The following is a 17,601-nucleotide window of genomic DNA, read 5'->3' as shown; positions in this document are numbered from 1 at the left end:
CCTGCGGGAGAGGGCAAACGCCCGCGGCTTCCAGGCGTCTGTCTGCGGACGGCGCTCTGGCATTTCGTTGCTTGGTCTTCGGTGGCCCTCACCCCAACCCCTCTCCCGCAAGCGGGAGAGGGGCTAAAGAAAACCGTCATCCCCGCGAAGGCGGGGACCAAGCGACGTTGCTCCGATGCCGTCATTCCCGCGAAGGCGGGGACCCATGGACGTTGCCTCCCGCACCGGCCACGCAAAAGAAAACGGACCGCATGGCGGTCCGTTTGCCCTCACCCCCAACCCCTCTCCCGCAAGCGGGAGAGGGGCTCAAGACCGTCCCGCATTTACAGCAATGGCACCATCAGCAGAGCGACGATGTTGATGATCTTGATCAGCGGATTGATCGCCGGGCCAGCGGTGTCCTTGTACGGATCGCCGACGGTGTCGCCGGTGACCGCCGCCTTGTGCGCGTCGGAGCCCTTGCCGCCGTGATGGCCATCCTCGATGTACTTCTTGGCGTTGTCCCAGGCGCCGCCGCCGGTGGTCATCGAGATGGCGACGAACAGACCGGTCACGATCGTGCCGATCAGCAGGCCACCGAGCGCCTTCGGACCGAGCAGCAGTCCGACCACGATCGGCACCGCCACCGGCAGCAGCGACGGCACGATCATTTCCTTGATCGCCGACTTGGTCAGCATGTCGACCGCCTTGTCGTACTCCGGCTTGCCCGTGCCTTCCATGATCCCCGGGATCTGGCGGAACTGGCGGCGCACTTCCTCCACCACCGCGCCGGCGGCACGACCGACCGCCTCCATCGCCATCGCACCGAACAGATACGGGATCAGACCACCGATCAGCAGACCGATGATCACCAGGTGATCGGACAGATCGAAAGCGTACGTGACACCGGCGTTGTTCGCCGACAGGTTGTGCGTGTAGTCGGCAAACAGCACCAGCGCCGCCAGAGCCGCCGAACCGATCGCATAGCCCTTGGTCACCGCCTTGGTGGTGTTGCCGACCGCATCGAGCGGATCGGTGACATTGCGCACCTCCGGCGGCAGTTCCGCCATCTCGGCGATGCCACCGGCGTTGTCGGTGATCGGGCCATAGGCATCGAGCGCGACGATCATGCCGGCCATCGACAACATCGCCGTGGCGGCGATGGCGATTCCGTACAGGCCGGCCAGCGCGAACGCACCCCAGATCGCCAGGCACACCGCGATCACCGGCAGCGCGGTCGATTTCATCGACACGCCCAGGCCGGCAATGATGTTGGTGCCGTGACCGGTGGTGGAAGCCGCCGCGATATGGCGCACCGGGCCGAACTGCGTGCCGGTGTAGTACTCGGTGATCCACACGATCGCGCCGGTCAGCACCAGCCCGATCAGCGCGCACCAGTACAGGTTCATCGCACCGTGGCTGTTGTCGGCCATCAGCTGGGTGGTGATCGGATAGAACGCGATCGCCGCCAGCACCGCCGACACGATCACGCCGCGGTACAGCGCGCCCATGATCGAGCCGCCTTCCTTCACCTTGACGAAGAACGCACCGATGATCGAAGCGATGATCGACACGCCGCCCAGCACCAGCGGATACAGCACCGCATTGCGTCCGGCATCGGCGGCCATCAGACCGCCCAGCAGCATCGTTGCGATCACGGTGACCGCATAGGTTTCGAACAGGTCGGCAGCCATGCCGGCGCAGTCGCCGACGTTGTCACCGACGTTGTCGGCGATCACCGCCGGATTGCGCGGATCGTCCTCGGGAATGCCGGCTTCGACCTTGCCCACCAGGTCGGCACCGACGTCGGCGCCCTTGGTGAAGATGCCGCCGCCCAGTCGCGCGAAGATCGAGATCAGCGACGAACCGAACGCCAGGCCCACCAGCGCGTGCAGCGCGGCTTCGCCGGTGACGCCCAGGTGGCGCGTCAGCACCACGTAGTAGCCGGCCACGCCGAGCAGGCCCAGGCCGACCACCAGCATGCCGGTGATCGCGCCGCCGCGGAACGCCACATCCATCGCCGGGCCGATGCCCCTGCGCGCCGCTTCGGCGGTGCGCACGTTGGCGCGCACCGACACGTTCATGCCGATATAGCCGGCTGCACCCGACAGCACCGCGCCGATCAGGAAACCGATCGCCGTGTGCCAGCTCAGGAAGAGGCCGATCAGCACGAACAGCACCGCGCCGGCGATGGCGATGGTCGTGTACTGGCGATTGAGGTAGGCGCGCGCGCCTTCCTGGATCGCGCCGGCGATCTGTTGCATTCGTTCGTTGCCGGCGGGCTGCGCGTTGATCCAACGCGCGGAAATGATCCCGTAAAGGATCGCGATGACGGCGCAAACCAGCGCCAATGCCAAACCGTACTGCTCCAGCATGAACCCCTCCCCTTAAGAGTGGACACATCAGGAATTTCGAGTCGATCGCCTTGAGTTGTAGTGCTGCACGGGCCGTGGGGCCACCGCCGCAACGGTCCGACTATCGCACAGACCCCGCGCGGACCGCACCTTGGAGGACGCACCCGGCGAACGCGCTCCGGCGCCGGTTGTGATCGATGTCGCAGGCGTGAATCCTTCGTTCAGCGCGGTCATGCCAGCCTTCTGGACCTGTCACCACGGGGGCCGCCCCTGCCATGCGACTGTTGCCCGCCCTGCTGCTTGCCACGCTCGCCCTGCCGGTACTGGCGGCCAATCCCAAGTCGGATCCCAAGCCCGAGATCAGCCGTGAGCCGGCCAGGCCGCAAGCGCTCAACACCGTCCACACGCTGCGCCAGATCCCCGAGGCGTGCGCGCGCCTGGAAGGCATGTTCACCGGCCAGGCGGCCGAGCCCTACGCATTCGCGGTCGTGCGCATCAGCCCGACCTGCCAGCCGCGCGCGCGATTCGTCGATGCGGCCAAGGCCAAGCCATCGGAGAAAACAGGCTGGAAGCTCAACGACCTGATCCGCGTGCCAAGCGCCGCTTGCGGCACCCAGTTCGCGGTCGTGCGGGTGTGGCGCAAGCCGGTCGATGTCGCCACGCCGGCGCTGGACGCCCAGGGCAAGGCGCGCATCTACCTCGATGAGGCGCACCAGCAGGCGAAGGCGGGGCAGATGGCAGCGGTGCCGATGTTCGCCGCGCAGATGGCGGTGGAAGGCACGCCGTGCGCCAAATAGGCCCGCCGACCACCGCAGGGACGAAGGCCGCACTTGCGGCCTTCGCCGCACGGGCGAACCACTTGTCGGCAATCGCCGACGAGCGCGGTAGAGCCTCATGAGCACCTTGCCGCCTTCCTTGATTGGCCTGGGCTCTTATCTGAGCTCCACGTTCTCCGCTATATATCCTTCGATGGCGGTGCCTGCCGGAACCTCGACGTCCTTGCCCTTCTTGAGCACGCCCAGCGCACCGAACAGTACGACAAGTGTCGTTGTGGCGGCCGTCGTATCCTGGCCATGACTTGAGAGCTTGTTGCGCAGGCGGATGCGCTGCTCGCCCGGGCCTTCCAGAAAATCGAGCCGATAGTAGATCTCGCCGCCTTGGCCAACACGTCGTGCCGGTTCCGCATACGTGACCGTTCCACTAGCCATTGCTCCCGCGGGAATGGCGACTGTGTCGCCGACCAGCAGGTCCCGCAGCAATTTCAGGCGGACGATGTCGCCTTGCTTCGCGGTCTTCGAGCTCAGGACGTCCAGCAGCTCCAGCGTGACGATCGTGCCCTCCTTGATCATCTGTTTGGAGTCAGAGGCTAGTGGCATAGCCGGCGCAGTGGCGGGCGCTGCTGGCTCGCCCGGCGCCGAAAGGGCCTGCGCCAGCGCGCATGGCCCAATCGCAGAGAGCACAAGTGCGACTGCAAGCACCGATGCCACCGAGCTCCGAGGGATGCTCGTTGGTCCAACGGAGCCCATGTTCATCGGGCGCTTTGCTTGAGCGCTTTTGCGGCGAACTGCGCGATCTTCTCGGCGAAGTCCTGCATGCCCTTGGCATCCGACCCGCCAAGCACTCCGCCCACCTTGCGGTCGGTGACTTCTGCCTCGGCAAGCGTGGCGTCGTTTGCCTTGTCGGACAGTCGCGCCTTAACGCCGAACTTCTGTGCGCCGGCCAGGCCCATGCTGAAATAACGGGCCGCCTTGTTGCCCTGCTGGAAGTCGCTCATCTGGCCGTGCAACACGACCGAATTGCCACCTTCGCAGCTGCCTTCACCGATGGCGACGATCCGGGTGCCCTTCACCTTCTTGCCGAGCTCGGCCACTACGGCAAGCTGGATCTGGTCGAGCTTGTGGTCGGGCAATCGCGTCAGTTGCGCAGACTCCTTGCTGTCCACTTCACCGGTTACGGTGAATCGCTCGACTTCCACACAGTCCACGGCGGCGTGCGCCATGCCCGTCGCCGATGCAGCCGCGAGGGCCATCGCCATTACGATCTTCTGTTTCATCTTCGCATCCCCCTGTAGCGAGTTGAGATACCCCAGCGAGGACGTGCGCATCCAGGCGGCTCGCAGCCGCGCAAGATCAAGCCTCCCCCCCAGGCCGCTCCGGGATCCCCAAAGCGGTTGCCAGATTGGTCAAGTCATGGGGTCAATGCAATGGGACAAATTCGTCAGGGCTCGAAGGCGGGCAGCTTCGGCTTCACCGCCGAGTTCTTCAAGGTCACGTACTTGGGAATGCCATCGCGCCCGTACGGCGGCGGCGCCTCGCCGCGAATCAACGGCTCCAGGTAGCGGCGCGCCGCAGGCGTGATGCCGTAACCGTCCTTGCGGATGAAGCCGGCCGGCATCTTCTTCTCATGATTGGCGACCTTCGACAGCGGCGCCGGCTCGATCTTCCAGCGGTATGGCGAATCGCTGCTGCGCATGATCACCGGCATCACCGAGTTCATGCCCTTGAGCGCGAACTCCACTGCTTTGCGTCCGACCGCCTGCGCCTGTTCCAGATCGGTCTTCGAAGCCAGGTGCCGCGCCGAACGTTGCAGGTAGTCGGGCAATGCCCAATGCACCTTGTAGCCAAGCGAATCCTTGACCCGGCCGGCGAGGAACGAGGCGACGCCGCCGAGCTGGGTGTGCCCGAACGAATCCTTGCCGCCGCCGGCATCGGCGACGAAGCGACCGTCCGCGGTCTGGATGCCTTCGCTGGCCACGACCACGCAGTAACCGACGCGCTCGACGGTGGCTTTGACCTTGGCGAAGAAGTCGGCTTCGTCGTACGGACGCTCCGGAAACAGGATCAGGTGCGGCGCATCGTCGACACCTTGTCCGGCCAGCCCGGCCGCTGCTGCCAGCCAGCCGGCATGCCGCCCCATCGCCTCGTAGACGAACACCTTGGTCGAGGTGTCGGCCATGGCCGCGACGTCGAGCGCGCACTCGCGCACCGACACGGCCGTGTACTTGGCGGCCGAGCCGAAGCCGGGGCAGCAGTCGGTGACGGCCAGGTCGTTGTCGACCGTCTTGGGCACGCCGACGCAGGTGAGCGGATAGCCGAACTCGGCGGCCAGCTGCGAAACCTTGAGCGCGGTGTCGGCCGAATCGTTGCCGCCGTTGTAGAGGAACCAGCGCACGTCGTGGGCGCGGAACACATCGAGCAGGCGTTCGTAGCGGGCGCGATCCTGGTCCAGCGACTTGAGCTTGACGCGGCACGAGCCGAAGGCGCCGCCGGGGGTATGGGCCAGGGCCCGAATCGCTGCCGCCGACTCGCGGGAAGTGTCGATCAGGTCCTCGCGCAGGGCGCCGAGGATGCCGTTGCGGGCGGCCAGCACCTTGACCTTCCGGGCCCGGGCGGTCTCGATGACGCCCGAGGCGGTGGCGTTGATGACAGCGGTGACACCGCCAGATTGGGCGTAAAGCAGGGTTCCGGAGGGCATGTCCATTCCTGGGGTGTGGGGGCAGGACCAGGCCGGGATGCGGTAAGCTGCCCGCAATATTTGCCCGGCGGGGTTGGGTCGTGAGCGAGTGTAGCGCCGCCGCGGGCAGTCGCCCGGAGGCCGGGCCGCCAGCACCGCGCGCGGGCCGCGACGGGCCACCAAGAAATTTTCCCGTTCTAGGAGTGATTTTGATGCGATTGGTACTTCTGGGCGCGCCCGGTTCCGGCAAGGGCACGCAGGCAGCGCGCCTCAAGGAGCATCTGCAGGTGCCGCACATTTCCACCGGCGACCTGCTCCGCGCCGAAGTCGCCGCCGGCTCCAAGCTGGGCCTGGAGGCCAAGGAAGTCATGGCCTCGGGCAACCTGGTCAGCGACGAGATCCTGCTGGGCATGCTCGAGGACCGCTTCTCGCGTCCCGACACCCGCGACGGTTTCATCCTCGATGGCTACCCGCGCAACCTGGCCCAGGCCGACGCGCTGGACAAGCTGCTGACCCGCATTCGCCAGCCGATGGACTACGCCGTGCAGCTGGACGTGCCGACCGACCTGCTGGTCGAGCGCATCGCCGGCCGCGCCAAGGCCGAAGGCCGCGCCGACGACAGCCCGGAATCGGTGCGCACGCGTCTGAATGTGTATGACGACCAGACTGCGCCGGTGATCGAGTTCTATCGACAGCATGGCCAGCTGACCGTGGTCGACGGCGTGGGCTCGCTGGATGATGTGTTCAACCGCATCATCGAGGCGCTGGTGCCGGCGAAGGAAGTGGGCTGAATTTGAGCTTCGCTTGGAGCCCCTCTCCCGCTTGCGGGAGAGGGGTTGGGGTGAGGGCCGCTTCTGCAGTCGGCTTCGGTCGACGTCATCGGCGGCCTCCCTCACCCCTTGCCCTCTCCCGCACGCGGGAGAGGGGGAGTGATGGCCGTGCGGCTTCTTCTTCGTTGACGTGGTTGCGATCGTTTGGGATGACTTGATCTTGAAGATTCATATTCTGGGCATTGCCGGCACCTTCATGGGCGGTGTCGCCGCACTGGCCCGCGAACTGGGCCACGAAGTCGAAGGCAGCGACCAGGCCGTCTATCCGCCGATGTCGACCCAGCTCGAACAGCTCGGCATCGCGCTCAAGCAGGGTTACCAGCCGCAGCACATCGCCGCCGACTGCGACCAGATCGTCGTCGGCAATGCGCTCTCGCGCGGCAACGCCGCCGTCGAGCAGGTCCTCGATGATGGCCGCAGTTACACCTCCGGCGCGCAGTGGCTCAGCGAGAACCTGCTGCCAGGCCGCGACACGCTGGCTGTCGCCGGCACACACGGCAAGACCACCACCACCACCATCCTGACCTACCTGCTGCAATCGGCCGGGCGCGAGCCGGGCTTCCTCATCGGCGGCGTCGCCGAGGACTTCGGCGTGTCGGCACGGATCGGTACTGGCCGCGAGTTCGTGGTCGAAGCCGACGAATACGACACCGCGTTCTTCGACAAGCGCAGCAAGTTCGTCCACTACCGTCCGCTGGTGGCGATCCTCAACAACCTCGAGTACGACCACGCCGACATCTTTCCCGACGTCGCCGCGATCCAGCGCCAGTTCCACCACCTGGTGCGGACTGTGCCACGCCGCGGTCGCCTGATCGTCAACGGCGAAGACCGCCACCTGGCCGAAGTGCTGGCCATGGGTTGCTGGACGCCGGTGGAGACCTTCGGCCTCGATGCGAGCCTGGCGCCACAGCCGGTGCAATCGCAGGGCCATGGTGACCGCGCCGACGAACGCTCCGCCGCGAGCGCCAGTTTCAACTGGACCGCGCGCATGATCGAAGAGGACGGCAGCGTCTTTGCCGTCGTCCACGATGGCGTCGAAATCGGTGAAGTCCGCTGGCCGCTGCTTGGTCGCCACAACGTGATGAATGCGCTGGCGGCACTGGCCACCGCCAACGCCGTCGGCGTCGATGTCGCCAGCGTCCTGCCGGCACTGGCGCAGTTCCGCAGCGTCAAGCGCCGCATGGAAGTCATCGGCCAGGCGCAGGGCGTGACCGTCTATGACGACTTTGCCCACCATCCGACCGCGATCGCGACGACACTCGCCGGCCTGCGCGCGAAGGTCGGCGCGGCGCGGATCGTGGTGGCCATGGAGCCGCGCAGCAATTCGATGCGGCTGGGAGCCCATGCGCAAGCGCTGGCACCGTCGCTGGACATCGCCGATGCGGTGGTGTTCCTGCATCGGCCGGAGCTGGCGTGGGACGCCACCACGGTGGTCTCCGCGCTGCGCGGCGACGGCATTGCCGTGGCCGATGCCGACGCACTGATCGCGGTGTTGCGCGAACGCGTCCGCGCCGGCGACCACGTCGTGTTCATGTCCAATGGCGGCTTCGACGGCGCACCGCGCCGCTTCCTCGCTGCCTTGGCGTAACCCTCCACCGGAAATCGTCATTCCCGCGAAGGCGGGAACCCAGCGACTCTGGCGGCCACGCTTACCGGCAAATCGTCCTAGACTGGCGCCAATGCCGGTAGACGACGCCCCGACCCAGTCCCTGGGATTGTTCCCGCTGCACACAGTGCTGCTGCCCGGTGCCGCGATCGGGCTGCGCGTGTTCGAACCGCGCTACCTCGACCTGATCCGCGATTGCGGCCGCGACGGCAAGGGCTTCGGCATCTGCCTGATCATGCAGGGCGAAGAGGTGGGTGCGCCGGCCTCGGCGGCGGCGTTTGGCACCGAGGCGGTCATCGAGGATTTCGGCCGCGGCGACGACGGTCTGCTGACCCTGCGCGTGCGCGGTGCGCGCCGTTTCCACGCGCAGCGCGTGCGCGTGCGCGACAACGGCCTGCAGGTGGCCGACGTGAGCTGGTGCGATCCCGATCCCGATGACGACCTGCGTCCCGAGCACGGCCTGCTGGCGACACTGCTGCAACAGATCATCGACCAGGTCGGCGGCGAGCATGCCAAGGCGCCGCAGGCAAAGTTCGATGACGCTGCATGGGTCGGCTGGCGCCTGGCCGAACTGTTGCCACTGGACGATGCGCAACGCCAGGCACTGCTGCAGCTCGACGACCCGCACCAGCGCCTGGACCGGTTGCTGGCCCTGTTGCCCTGACGGGGCACTCGTTCGTTACGGCTCGCCGCCGGTTTTCACCCGCAATACCTGGGTAGCCCCGTGCGGGTGCGCCGACTGCTGCGATTCCAGCCCCTCGAGCGCTTCGACGACCAGCGCATGCGCGTGACCGTCGTCGCTGGCCGGCAGCCACAGCGCGGCCGCGCCCAGCGGCTTGGTCAGGTGCAAGGTCTGCGTGCTGCCCAGCCAGAGCGGCGTGCCGTCGCCGAGAAGCACCGGCGCCGGCCACAGACGCAGCGCGTACTGCTCGTCCTTGCGGGCGCCCTGGCGCAGCATCAGCAGCGCTTCGGCCTGGGCGTCCAGCGTTGCCGGCAACACCGGCTGCCGCTGTGTCGGCTTGTCGTCGTCGAGCAGGCCAACGGTGTCGACCCAGTTGGCTTGCGGCTGCACGCGCCAGCCCTGCGCCTGCAGGCGCGCCTGCAACGGTGCCAGCGGGCCGGCCACTTGCAGATCGAGCGGCCAGCGCCGGCGCTCGTCGCGTTCGTTGCGTTGCGCCGGCAGGTCGGTCCACCCCTGCTGCCACCACTCGTCCTGGGCCATCACCGTCGTCGGTGTCGCCGCGGCGAACTTGGCCAGCAGCGCATCGGCCGAACGCGGCGCATGCCACAGCGCGGCGATGACGAAGGTCGAATAGAACAGCCACGCCAGCGGCCGCATCCAGAACGAGCGCGCGACGTGGCGGCGATAGGCGATGCCCAGGATCAGCAGCCACAGGATGCCGAACAGCGTGCCGCCAACCAGGTCGCTGGGCCAGTGCGCGCCCAGGTACAGGCGGGCGAACCCGATGGCGGTCGTGACCACGCCGGCGAGCAGGTACGGCCACACCCGCGTGCGCCCGGGCAACTCGCGTGCGATCAGCACCGCGAAGAAGCCGAACACGATCGTGCACATCGTCACTGCGACCGACGGGAAGCCGAAGCCGGCCGGCGCGGTCGGCGGACGCGGCATGTCGATCGCCGCCTCCAGCAACGAGGTCAGGGCCAGGCCGAACACCAGCGCCGCCAGCCAGTGCGCCGCCGCCATCCAGCGCTTGCGCCAGACCAGGTAAGCCAGGGCCACGGCTGCGGCTGGGCCGAGCACGGAGGCATCGCCCACGCTCGCCAGCCCCGCCATCAGGCGGTCGGCAAGCGGATTGCGCAGGCCCCACATGAACTCATGGACCGTGTGGTCGAGCGCAAGCGGGCCACCGCTGGCGAGCAGCGATGCCAGCAGCGTGAACCAGGCCCAGCTGATGCCCAGCAGGCACACCGCCAGCATCAGCAGCGACGGGGATTCCGGGCGGTTCGGATCGATCAGCGCGGCCGCGTAACGACCCAGGTGCGGGTGATGGCGGGTCCAGTACAAGGCCCGTGCCAGCAGGTTGTCGGCGTGCGCGGCGAACCAGCGCCACGTGTAGAGCACGATCGCCCAGACCAGGCCGATGGTGAGCGCCAGTGCGGCCAGCACGATCGCCAGCCGGTCGGCGACCGCGGCGACGGCGTCATACGATTTGCCCAGCGCCCAGCCGGGGGCGAGGAATGCCAGCGACCACACCAGGCAGGCGGCCAGGCTCGGCAGCGCATAGCGGCGCATCGGCATGTGCAGCATGCCGGCGATGGCCGGTACGAACGGACGCACCGCGCCGACGAATCGCGCGATCACGATGCTCATGCTGCCGTGGCGGCGGAACAGTGCCTCGCCGCGATCGAGCCATTGCGGATAGCGCGAAAACGGCCAGCGGCTGCGCAGTTGCGGGCCCCAGCGATAGCCGACCCAGTAGCTCAGTCCATCGCCGATGAAGGCGCCGAGCGTCGCGCAGGCCAGGGCATAGGGGCCGCTGACATGGCCCAGCCCGACCAGCGCGCCGACCGCGAACAGCAGCGGCAGCGCCGGCACCACGATGCCGACGATGACGAGGGCATCACAGAAGGCAATAAGGAAGATGACAGCGCCGGCGGCGATAGGGTTTGCCGCGATCCATGCGGTCGCGCTTTCGATCCAGGCCGGTTCCATCGGCCGATTATAGGCAGCCCGACCATTACGGCGCGATGGTTGATGTGCAGGGTGACCGCAAGCACGGTGACGGCAGGCACGGTGAGGCCGGCATGGGACCTCGCGGTGGCGGCGAGCGATTCCGTACACTGGCGCGATGCCCCCACGCACCACCACCACCGACCTCGACGCCATCGAAGTCCAGGCCCTGAAGGCCGACAGTTTCGGCCGGATCGCGCTGATGCGCGATGACGACGGCCTGTTCGTGCGTCGCGACCTGCGTCATGTGCCGCTGTGGCTGCGCCTGCCGGCGTGGTGGCTGGCGCGGCGCGAAGCCCGGGGTCTCGAGCGCGTCGCGGGCCTGGCGGCGACGCCGCAACTGCTGCGCTGGGATGGCCGCCGGCTCGATCGCAGCTACATGGCCGGCGCGGCGATGTACCAGCAACCGCCGCACGGCGACCTGGCGTATTTCCGGCGCGCGCGGCGATTGCTGCAGCAGCTGCACCGGCGCGGACTGGCCCACAACGACCTGGCCAAGGAAGCGAACTGGCTCGTGCTGGACGATGGTGCGCCGGCGATCATCGATTTCCAGCTCGCCACGCGCGGCAGTCCGCGCGCACCCTGGATGCGCCTGCTGGCGCGCGAGGACCTGCGCCACCTGCTCAAGCACAAACGCACCTATTGCCCGCAATTTCTCACTCCCGTCGAGCGGCGCGTGCTCAAGCGCCACTCCTGGCTGCGCGAGGCCTGGTTTGCGACCGGCAAGCCGGTCTACCGCTTCGTAACGCGCAAGCTGCTGAAATGGGAAGACAACGAAGGGCAGGGGCCGAAACCGTAAGCCGCCCCGCGGCGACGCTTTCTGCCCTGAGCCCTGGAGGACACTGCCATGCGTACCCTGTCTGGAAAGACCCTTTTCATCACCGGTGCCTCGCGCGGCATCGGTCGCGCCATTGCGCTACGCGCCGCGCGCGACGGTGCCAACGTCGTCATCGCGGCCAAGTCCGCGGTTCCCAACCCGAAGTTGCCGGGCACGATCCACAGCGTCGCCGCCGAAGTCGAAGCCGCCGGCGGCAAGGCGCTGGCGGTGCGCTGCGACATCCGCGAGGAAGACGACGTGTATGCCGCGGTCGCGGCCACGGTCGACCTGTTCGGCGGCATCGACATCCTCGTCAACAACGCCAGCGCGATCTGGCTCAAGGGCACGCTCGAGACGCCGATGAAGCGCTTCGACCTGATGCAGCAGGTCAATGCGCGCGGCAGTTTCCTGTGCGCGCAGGCCTGCCTGCCGCACCTGCTCAAGGCGCCCGACCCGCACATCCTGTCGCTGGCACCGCCGCTCAACCTCGATCCGAAGTGGTGGGCGCCGCACACCGCCTACACGCTGGCGAAGATGGGCATGAGTTTCGTCACCCTTGGCCTGGCCGCGGAGTTCGGCCCGCAGGGTGTGGCGGTCAATGCGCTGTGGCCGCGGACGGTCATCGCCACCGATGCGGTCAACATGATCCCCGGCGTGCGCCTGGAAATGTGCCGCAAGCCGGAGATCGTCGCCGATGCCGCGCACGCGGTGCTGGTGCGGCCGTCGGACGACTTCTACGGGCACTTCCTGATCGATGACGATGTGCTGTTTGCCGCCGGTGTCACCGACTTCGCCCAGTACGCGACGAATCCGTTCTGCGAGCACCTGATCCCGGATCTGTTCCTGACCGACTCGCAACTGGCCAGCAAGCCACGCTAGCGCGCACGACCTCCCGCGGCGATCGTGCAGGATCGCCGGCAAGGGCGATTTTCACGGGGCCGGGGCTTCAACGGGGCCGCAGGACGGTCGCGATGGGCGACAATGGCGCCCTCCCCGCATCGCCCGACTTCGTCCCACCATGACTGCCACCAGTGCCGACCTGTTCTCGCTGTCCGAACGCTACTACCTGCCGGTGTACCGGCCCCGCCGGATCGTGCTCGATCATGGCCGTGGCGCACGCGTGTGGGATCGGGAAGGTCGCGAGTACGTCGATTTCGGCGCCGGCATCGCCGTCAACGCGCTCGGCCACGCCAATCCGGTGCTGGTCGCGGCGCTGACCGAGCAGGCCGGCAAGCTCTGGCACACCAGCAACGTCTTCGTCAGCGAGCCGCCGCTGCGCCTGGCCGAAGAACTGGTCGAAGCGTCGCGCTTCGCCGAGCGGGTGTTCTTCTGCAATTCCGGCGCCGAAGCCAACGAAGCGGCGATCAAGCTCGCGCGCAAGTGGGCCACCGCGCAAGGGCGCGAACCCGACCGTCGCGTCATCCTCAGTTTCCGCGGCAGCTTCCACGGTCGCACCCTGGCCGCCGTCACCGCGACCGCACAGCCCAAGTACCACGAGGGTTTCGAGCCGCTGCCGCCGGGTTTCCGCTACAGCGACTTCAACGATCTCGCCGCTGCCGAGTCCGCAATGGCGGCCGGTGACGTCTGCGCCGTGCTGGTCGAACCGGTGCAGGGCGAAGGCGGCGTCACGCCGGCGACGGAAGAATTCCTGCTCGGCCTGCGCGCGCTGTGCGATCGCCACGGAGCGCTCCTGATCCTCGACGAGATCCAGTGCGGCATGGGCCGCACCGGTCACCTGTTCGCCTGCCATGGCTACGGCGTCACGCCCGATGTCGTGACCCTGGCCAAGGCGCTGGGCAGCGGTTTCCCGATCGGCGCGATGCTGGTCGGCGCCAAGGCGGGCGAGTCTATGCAGTTCGGCGCGCACGGCACTACCTTCGGCGGCAATCCGCTGGCCGCGGCGGTCGCGCGCGCGGCATTGCGCGAGATTTCCTCGCCGCAGGTGATGGCCAATGTCGTGCGACAGTCGTTGGCGATCCGCGACGCACTGGCCGCGCTCGATGCCGAACTGGGCCTGTTCTCCGAGATCCGTGGCTGTGGCCTGATGCTCGGTGCGCAGTTGCGCCAAGCGCATGCCGGCAAGGCCGGGCTGATCCTCGACCTGTGCGTGGAGCAGGGCCTGCTGCTGCTGCAGGCCGGCCCGGACGTGCTGCGTTTCGTGCCGGCCCTGAACATCAGCGACGAAGATGTCGCCGAAGGCCTGAAGCGTTTGCGCGCGGCGCTGACGGCATTCGTCAACGCCTGACCTCGTCTTGAGCCCCTCTCCCGCAAGGCGGGGTGAGCGGGCACTGCTTGCGAGCCATTGGCTCGCGTGCCCGCGAACGCCCGAGCGCCATGCGCTCGGGCCGGGGCGCGGGTTGGGGTGAGGGCGCTCTTACAGCGTAGCGAACGAAGCCCGCGCAGCCTCGATCGTCCGCGCGATCTCCGCCTCGCCATGCGCACTGGACACAAACCCGGCTTCGAACGCCGAAGGCGCCAGGTACACGCCGCGCTCCAGCATCGCGTGGAAGAAGCGATTGAAGCGCGCGCTATCGGACGCCTTCGCATCTTCGAACGTTTCCACCGGTCCTTCGCGGAAATACAGGCCGAACATGCCCGGCGCACGCGTCGTATGGAACGCGATGCCCGCCTCGCGCGCCGCCGCTTCCAGTCCGTCGCACAACACCTGGGTCGTGCGCTCGAGCGCGTCGTGGAAGCCCGGCGCCTGGATCAGTTCCAGCGTCGCCAGGCCCGCGGCCATCGCCACCGGATTGCCGCTGAGCGTGCCGGCCTGGTAGATGGGACCGCTCGGCGCGACCTGTGCCATCAGCTCACGACGGCCGCCATAGGCGCCGACCGGCATGCCGCCGCCTATGATCTTGCCGAAGGTGGAAAGGTCGGGCGTGATGCCGTAGCGCTGCTGCGCACCGCCCAGGGCGACGCGGAAACCGGTCATCACCTCGTCGAAGATCAACAGCGCGCCGTGCTTCGTGCACAGCTCGCGCAGATGCTGCAGGTAGCCGTCGCGCGGCAGGATGCAGTTGGCGTTGCCGACGATCGGCTCGATGATCAGCCCGGCGATCTCGCCGCCGATTTCGTCGAACAGCTTCGTCGCCGCGCCGAAATCGTTGTAGGCGATGGTCATCGTCAGGTCGGCGAGCGCCGACGGCACGCCCGGCGAATTCGGCAGGCCCAGCGTCATCACGCCGCTGCCGGCCTTCACCAGGAAACTGTCGCCATGGCCGTGGTAGCAGCCTTCGAACTTGACGATGCGGTTGCGCCCGGTGGCGCCACGGGCGACGCGGATCGCCGACAGCGTCGCCTCGGTGCCGGAGTTCACCATGCGCACCATCTCGCAGCTCGGCACGATCGCGGTGATCGCCTCGGCCATCGTCACTTCCAGCGCATTGGGCACGCCGAAGCTGAGGCCGTCGCGCATGGTCTTCTCGACCGCTGCCAGCACCTTCGGATGGGCGTGGCCGGCGATCATCGGCCCCCACGAACCAACGTAATCGATGTAGCGGTTGCCATCGACGTCCTGCAGGTATGCACCTTCCGCGCGCTGGGCGAAGAACGGCTCGCCGCCGACCGACTTGAACGCGCGCACCGGCGAATTGACGCCGCCGGGGATCAGTTCGAGGGCGCGGGTGAACAGTTCGTGCGATTGCGATTGATTCATGGGGGAGTCTCTTGGCTCCCTCTCCCGCTTGCGGGAGAGGGCTGGGGTGAGGGCAGATCGAAGCAGGCGAGGTACCGCCGCACCGCCGCTGCAGGATCATCGACATCAAACACGCCGCTGATCACCGCGAGCAGGTCGGCGCCAGCCTCGATCAGAGGAGGTGCATTGTCCGGGGTGATGCCGCCGATCGCCACCCGCGGCAATCCCAGCGACGCGGAGTCCCGCAGCAGATCGAGGCCTGCCCGGCGTGCATTGGGCTTGGTCGGCGAGGGGAAGAAGGCGCCGAAGGCGATGTAGTCGGCACCCGCCGCGGCCGCGCGCTGGGCCAGGGCCAGATCGGCATAGCACGAGGCGCCCAGGATCGCGCCCTCCGCCAGCGCGGCACGGGCGGCGGCGAGTTCGCCGTCGTCCTCGCCCAGATGGGCTCCGTCGGCGCCGATCGCTGCGGCCAGGCGCCAGTCGTCGTTGATGATCAGGGGAACGTGGTGGCGGCGGCATAGGGGCAGAAGCTCGCTTGCCTGGCGTTCGCGAAGGGTCGGGTCGGCCGCCTTGTTGCGGTACTGCAGCAAGGCGGCGCCGGCCGCCAGCACGGTTTCGACCCGCTCCAGCAGGCGCGCGGTGTCGTTGTCGTCGGGGGTGATGGCGTACAGGCCAGTCCGCAGGGCATGCCGTGACAGCGGCGGATTCATCCTGGAAGCTTCCGTGGGCGCGGGCGCAGTGGGACAATGCGCGTTCCGCAATCCCGCATTATCCGTCCAATTCCCCCGGGTCCGATCCATCCATGTCCGAGCTTGCCGCCGCCACCACCTACCGCACCTGGATGTGCGTCGTCTGCGGCTTCATCTACGACGAGGCCCAGGGCCTGCCGGAAGAGGGCATCGCGCCGGGCACGCGCTGGGAAGACGTGCCCGATACCTGGACTTGCCCGGACTGCGGCGTGACCAAGGACGATTTCGAGATGATGGTGCTCTGAAGCACGGTGCCCTGACCGCCTTCGCGGTCGGGTCGTTCAGTTCGTTCAGGGTGTTCCCAGCCCCGGTCCGAACTTCAGTTCGGCGCCATCCTTGAGCCCCAGCTTGGCCGCTTCGCCGGCATTGAGCTCCAGTACGTAACGCGCGGGCACATTGCTCGGGTAGGGCGGGCAGCCGTCGCCAAGTGAGCACGGCGGGGTGTCGCGACGCTGCGAGACGAGCTTGCGGTCGTTGTCGAAATAGAGGATGTCCAGCGGGATCTTGCAGTTCTTCATCCAGTAGGCGAGCGGTTCCTGGCTCTCGTGGATGAACAACATGCCGTGGTCCTCGGCCATTTCCTCGCGGAACATCAGTCCGCGCGTGCGCTCGGCGTCATCGTCGGCCACCTCCACTTCGAAGCGCTGTCCGCCCAGTTCGACCCAGGGGCTGGAGCCCATGGCGCATCCAGACAGGGCAAGGCCGCAGCAGGCGACCAGAAGGCGGGGCAGGAACATGGCGGAGCTCCTCGTGAGCGTTGATCCGGGACCGTGGCGGCCGTGGCGCGACGAAACATCGTCCAGTGCTGAATGCGAGTCAAGCGGAAATGTGAGTAGCGAGCAGGTCCGGGCGTCGGTCTGCGGAAGGGCGTCGTCCGCCGGGCCGGGGATTGCTCCGCCCCTTAGTCGGACATCCTGTCCGAATGCGGGGCGCGGGACATCCATGTCCCGCTGCGGAGCAATCCCCGGCCCGGCGGACGACGCTTTGGCATTTCGTTGCACGGTCTTCGGTGGCATTCACCCCAACCCCTCTCCCGCAAGCGGGAGAGGGGCTCCAACCGTTATTGGAAGACCGTCATCCCCGCGAAGGCGGGGACCCAGCGACTTCGCACTTACCCGTCATCCCCGCGAAGGCGGGGATCCATGGACGTTGCTCCGGGCCGTTCTGATTGCCCGGAACCGCCTGAACGTGCTCACTCGGCAAAGATGTAAAAAAACTTTAACGACCCCCTTCCATTCCCCGTTGTGCATGTGCACAATGCGCGCCCCGCCACGGTGAACTTCACGCGGCGGGACGCGGAAAAGACGGTGTGGATTCGAGGCGGTTGACGGTTCTCGAACATGCTGTAAGATGCGCGGCCCGGTGGTCCTGGGGCGGTCCGAAAGGGCGCTGAACGGACGGTCGGGGAGCGAAAAAAGATTTCGACACGGTGTTGACGGAATCGAAATTCGCTGTAAGATAGTCGGCTCCCTCGGGCACTTTGG

16 protein-coding genes are annotated in these 17,601 nt (G+C 67.5%); 8 read left to right on the top strand and 8 right to left on the bottom strand.

Going from position 1 to position 17,601, the window contains the following annotated elements; all coding sequences use genetic code 11:
• Positions 1-323 precede the first annotated feature (323 nt).
• Positions 324-2,354, bottom strand: a complete 2,031-nt coding sequence (locus AC3A3X_RS07335) for a sodium-translocating pyrophosphatase (protein WP_487582372.1) — start codon at positions 2,352-2,354, stop codon at positions 324-326.
• A gap of 254 nt (positions 2,355-2,608) precedes the next feature.
• On the opposite strand from AC3A3X_RS07335, the gene AC3A3X_RS07330 reads away from it, so the two are divergent.
• Positions 2,609-3,130 carry a hypothetical protein gene (locus AC3A3X_RS07330; RefSeq protein ID WP_487582371.1) on the top strand — a complete coding sequence of 174 codons (522 nt, stop codon included), beginning with the start codon at positions 2,609-2,611 and terminating at the stop codon, positions 3,128-3,130.
• Between the two features lie 135 nt (positions 3,131-3,265).
• Here the strand turns inward: AC3A3X_RS07330 and AC3A3X_RS07325 are convergent, their stop codons facing one another.
• The 3 genes from AC3A3X_RS07325 to AC3A3X_RS07315 form a co-directional block, all read right to left on the bottom strand.
• A complete protein-coding gene (locus AC3A3X_RS07325) occupies positions 3,266-3,682 on the bottom strand; it encodes a hypothetical protein (RefSeq protein ID WP_487582370.1) in 417 nt (138 codons plus the stop codon).
• A 179-nt stretch (positions 3,683-3,861) separates the two neighbouring features.
• Entirely contained in the window at positions 3,862-4,437 is a 576-nt protein-coding gene (locus AC3A3X_RS07320) for a DUF4410 domain-containing protein (RefSeq protein ID WP_487582369.1), read from the bottom strand.
• A 113-nt stretch (positions 4,438-4,550) separates the two neighbouring features.
• Positions 4,551-5,807 carry a 6-phosphofructokinase gene (locus tag AC3A3X_RS07315; protein WP_487582368.1) on the bottom strand — a complete coding sequence of 419 codons (1,257 nt, stop codon included), beginning with the start codon at positions 5,805-5,807 and terminating at the stop codon, positions 4,551-4,553.
• A 191-nt stretch (positions 5,808-5,998) separates the two neighbouring features.
• Between AC3A3X_RS07315 and AC3A3X_RS07310 the strand changes: the two genes are divergently transcribed.
• From AC3A3X_RS07310 to AC3A3X_RS07300, 3 genes are all read left to right on the top strand, one after another.
• The gene (locus tag AC3A3X_RS07310) at positions 5,999-6,577 is read left to right on the top strand and encodes an adenylate kinase (RefSeq protein ID WP_487582367.1); all 579 of its coding nucleotides are present in this window, start codon (positions 5,999-6,001) and stop codon (positions 6,575-6,577) included.
• 235 nt (positions 6,578-6,812) lie between these two features.
• Complete coding sequence (locus tag AC3A3X_RS07305; RefSeq protein WP_487582475.1) at positions 6,813-8,204, top strand: Mur ligase family protein; 1,392 nt, start codon at positions 6,813-6,815, stop codon at positions 8,202-8,204.
• A 91-nt stretch (positions 8,205-8,295) separates the two neighbouring features.
• Positions 8,296-8,886, top strand: a complete 591-nt coding sequence (locus AC3A3X_RS07300; RefSeq protein ID WP_487582366.1) for an LON peptidase substrate-binding domain-containing protein — start codon at positions 8,296-8,298, stop codon at positions 8,884-8,886.
• 15 nt (positions 8,887-8,901) lie between these two features.
• Here AC3A3X_RS07300 and AC3A3X_RS07295 read toward each other — a convergent pair whose 3' ends face one another.
• Positions 8,902-10,896: a bifunctional DedA family/phosphatase PAP2 family protein gene (locus AC3A3X_RS07295; protein WP_487582365.1), complete on the bottom strand. Its 1,995-nt coding sequence runs from the start codon at positions 10,894-10,896 to the stop codon at positions 8,902-8,904.
• A gap of 136 nt (positions 10,897-11,032) precedes the next feature.
• On the opposite strand from AC3A3X_RS07295, the gene AC3A3X_RS07290 reads away from it, so the two are divergent.
• From AC3A3X_RS07290 to AC3A3X_RS07280, 3 genes are all read left to right on the top strand, one after another.
• On the top strand, positions 11,033-11,713 hold the full coding sequence (locus tag AC3A3X_RS07290) for a protein kinase family protein (RefSeq protein WP_487582364.1): 681 nt from the start codon (positions 11,033-11,035) through the stop codon (positions 11,711-11,713).
• A gap of 48 nt (positions 11,714-11,761) precedes the next feature.
• The gene (locus AC3A3X_RS07285) at positions 11,762-12,610 is read left to right on the top strand and encodes an SDR family oxidoreductase (RefSeq protein ID WP_487582363.1); all 849 of its coding nucleotides are present in this window, start codon (positions 11,762-11,764) and stop codon (positions 12,608-12,610) included.
• Positions 12,611-12,749: 139 nt separating this feature from the next.
• Positions 12,750-13,976, top strand: coding sequence for an acetylornithine/succinylornithine family transaminase (locus AC3A3X_RS07280; RefSeq protein WP_487582362.1), 1,227 nt, complete (start codon positions 12,750-12,752; stop codon positions 13,974-13,976).
• Between the two features lie 129 nt (positions 13,977-14,105).
• On the opposite strand, the gene hemL is transcribed toward AC3A3X_RS07280, so the two are convergent.
• Together hemL and thiE are read right to left on the bottom strand one after the other, a co-directional pair.
• The gene (gene hemL / locus AC3A3X_RS07275) at positions 14,106-15,389 is read right to left on the bottom strand and encodes a glutamate-1-semialdehyde 2,1-aminomutase (RefSeq protein ID WP_487582361.1); all 1,284 of its coding nucleotides are present in this window, start codon (positions 15,387-15,389) and stop codon (positions 14,106-14,108) included.
• On the bottom strand, positions 15,386-16,078 hold the full coding sequence (thiE, locus tag AC3A3X_RS07270; RefSeq protein WP_487582360.1) for a thiamine phosphate synthase: 693 nt from the start codon (positions 16,076-16,078) through the stop codon (positions 15,386-15,388). Before thiE ends, hemL begins: the two co-directional genes overlap by 4 nt.
• A 92-nt stretch (positions 16,079-16,170) precedes the next feature.
• Here thiE and AC3A3X_RS07265 point away from each other — a divergent pair, with 92 nt between their 5' ends.
• A complete protein-coding gene (locus tag AC3A3X_RS07265; RefSeq protein WP_158732207.1) occupies positions 16,171-16,362 on the top strand; it encodes a rubredoxin in 192 nt (63 codons plus the stop codon).
• 45 nt (positions 16,363-16,407) lie between these two features.
• Here the strand turns inward: AC3A3X_RS07265 and AC3A3X_RS07260 are convergent, their stop codons facing one another.
• Positions 16,408-16,854, bottom strand: a complete 447-nt coding sequence (locus AC3A3X_RS07260; protein WP_487582359.1) for a DUF192 domain-containing protein — start codon at positions 16,852-16,854, stop codon at positions 16,408-16,410.
• Between the last annotated feature and the right edge of the window lie 747 nt (positions 16,855-17,601).

Source organism: Lysobacter sp. Soil_N_23 (assembly GCF_057656135.1).
This window is presented reverse-complemented; position numbering and strand designations above follow the sequence as displayed.

Excerpts from the sequence above, each read along its gene's own strand:
- AC3A3X_RS07335 (WP_487582372.1), bottom strand. The coding sequence starts at position 2,354 with ATGCTGGAGCAGTACGGTTTGGCATTGGCGCTGGTTTGCGCCGTCATC.
- AC3A3X_RS07330 (WP_487582371.1), top strand. The coding sequence starts at position 2,609 with ATGCGACTGTTGCCCGCCCTGCTGCTTGCCACGCTCGCCCTGCCGGTA.
- AC3A3X_RS07325 (WP_487582370.1), bottom strand. The coding sequence starts at position 3,682 with ATGATCAAGGAGGGCACGATCGTCACGCTGGAGCTGCTGGACGTCCTG.
- AC3A3X_RS07320 (WP_487582369.1), bottom strand. The coding sequence starts at position 4,437 with ATGCGCACGTCCTCGCTGGGGTATCTCAACTCGCTACAGGGGGATGCG.
- AC3A3X_RS07315 (WP_487582368.1), bottom strand. The coding sequence starts at position 5,807 with ATGCCCTCCGGAACCCTGCTTTACGCCCAATCTGGCGGTGTCACCGCT.
- AC3A3X_RS07310 (WP_487582367.1), top strand. The coding sequence starts at position 5,999 with ATGCGATTGGTACTTCTGGGCGCGCCCGGTTCCGGCAAGGGCACGCAG.
- AC3A3X_RS07305 (WP_487582475.1), top strand. The coding sequence starts at position 6,813 with ATGGGCGGTGTCGCCGCACTGGCCCGCGAACTGGGCCACGAAGTCGAA.
- AC3A3X_RS07300 (WP_487582366.1), top strand. The coding sequence starts at position 8,296 with ATGCCGGTAGACGACGCCCCGACCCAGTCCCTGGGATTGTTCCCGCTG.
- AC3A3X_RS07295 (WP_487582365.1), bottom strand. The coding sequence starts at position 10,896 with ATGGAACCGGCCTGGATCGAAAGCGCGACCGCATGGATCGCGGCAAAC.
- AC3A3X_RS07290 (WP_487582364.1), top strand. The coding sequence starts at position 11,033 with ATGCCCCCACGCACCACCACCACCGACCTCGACGCCATCGAAGTCCAG.
- AC3A3X_RS07285 (WP_487582363.1), top strand. The coding sequence starts at position 11,762 with ATGCGTACCCTGTCTGGAAAGACCCTTTTCATCACCGGTGCCTCGCGC.
- AC3A3X_RS07280 (WP_487582362.1), top strand. The coding sequence starts at position 12,750 with ATGACTGCCACCAGTGCCGACCTGTTCTCGCTGTCCGAACGCTACTAC.
- hemL (WP_487582361.1), bottom strand. The coding sequence starts at position 15,389 with ATGAATCAATCGCAATCGCACGAACTGTTCACCCGCGCCCTCGAACTG.
- thiE (WP_487582360.1), bottom strand. The coding sequence starts at position 16,078 with ATGAATCCGCCGCTGTCACGGCATGCCCTGCGGACTGGCCTGTACGCC.
- AC3A3X_RS07265 (WP_158732207.1), top strand. The coding sequence starts at position 16,171 with ATGTCCGAGCTTGCCGCCGCCACCACCTACCGCACCTGGATGTGCGTC.
- AC3A3X_RS07260 (WP_487582359.1), bottom strand. The coding sequence starts at position 16,854 with ATGTTCCTGCCCCGCCTTCTGGTCGCCTGCTGCGGCCTTGCCCTGTCT.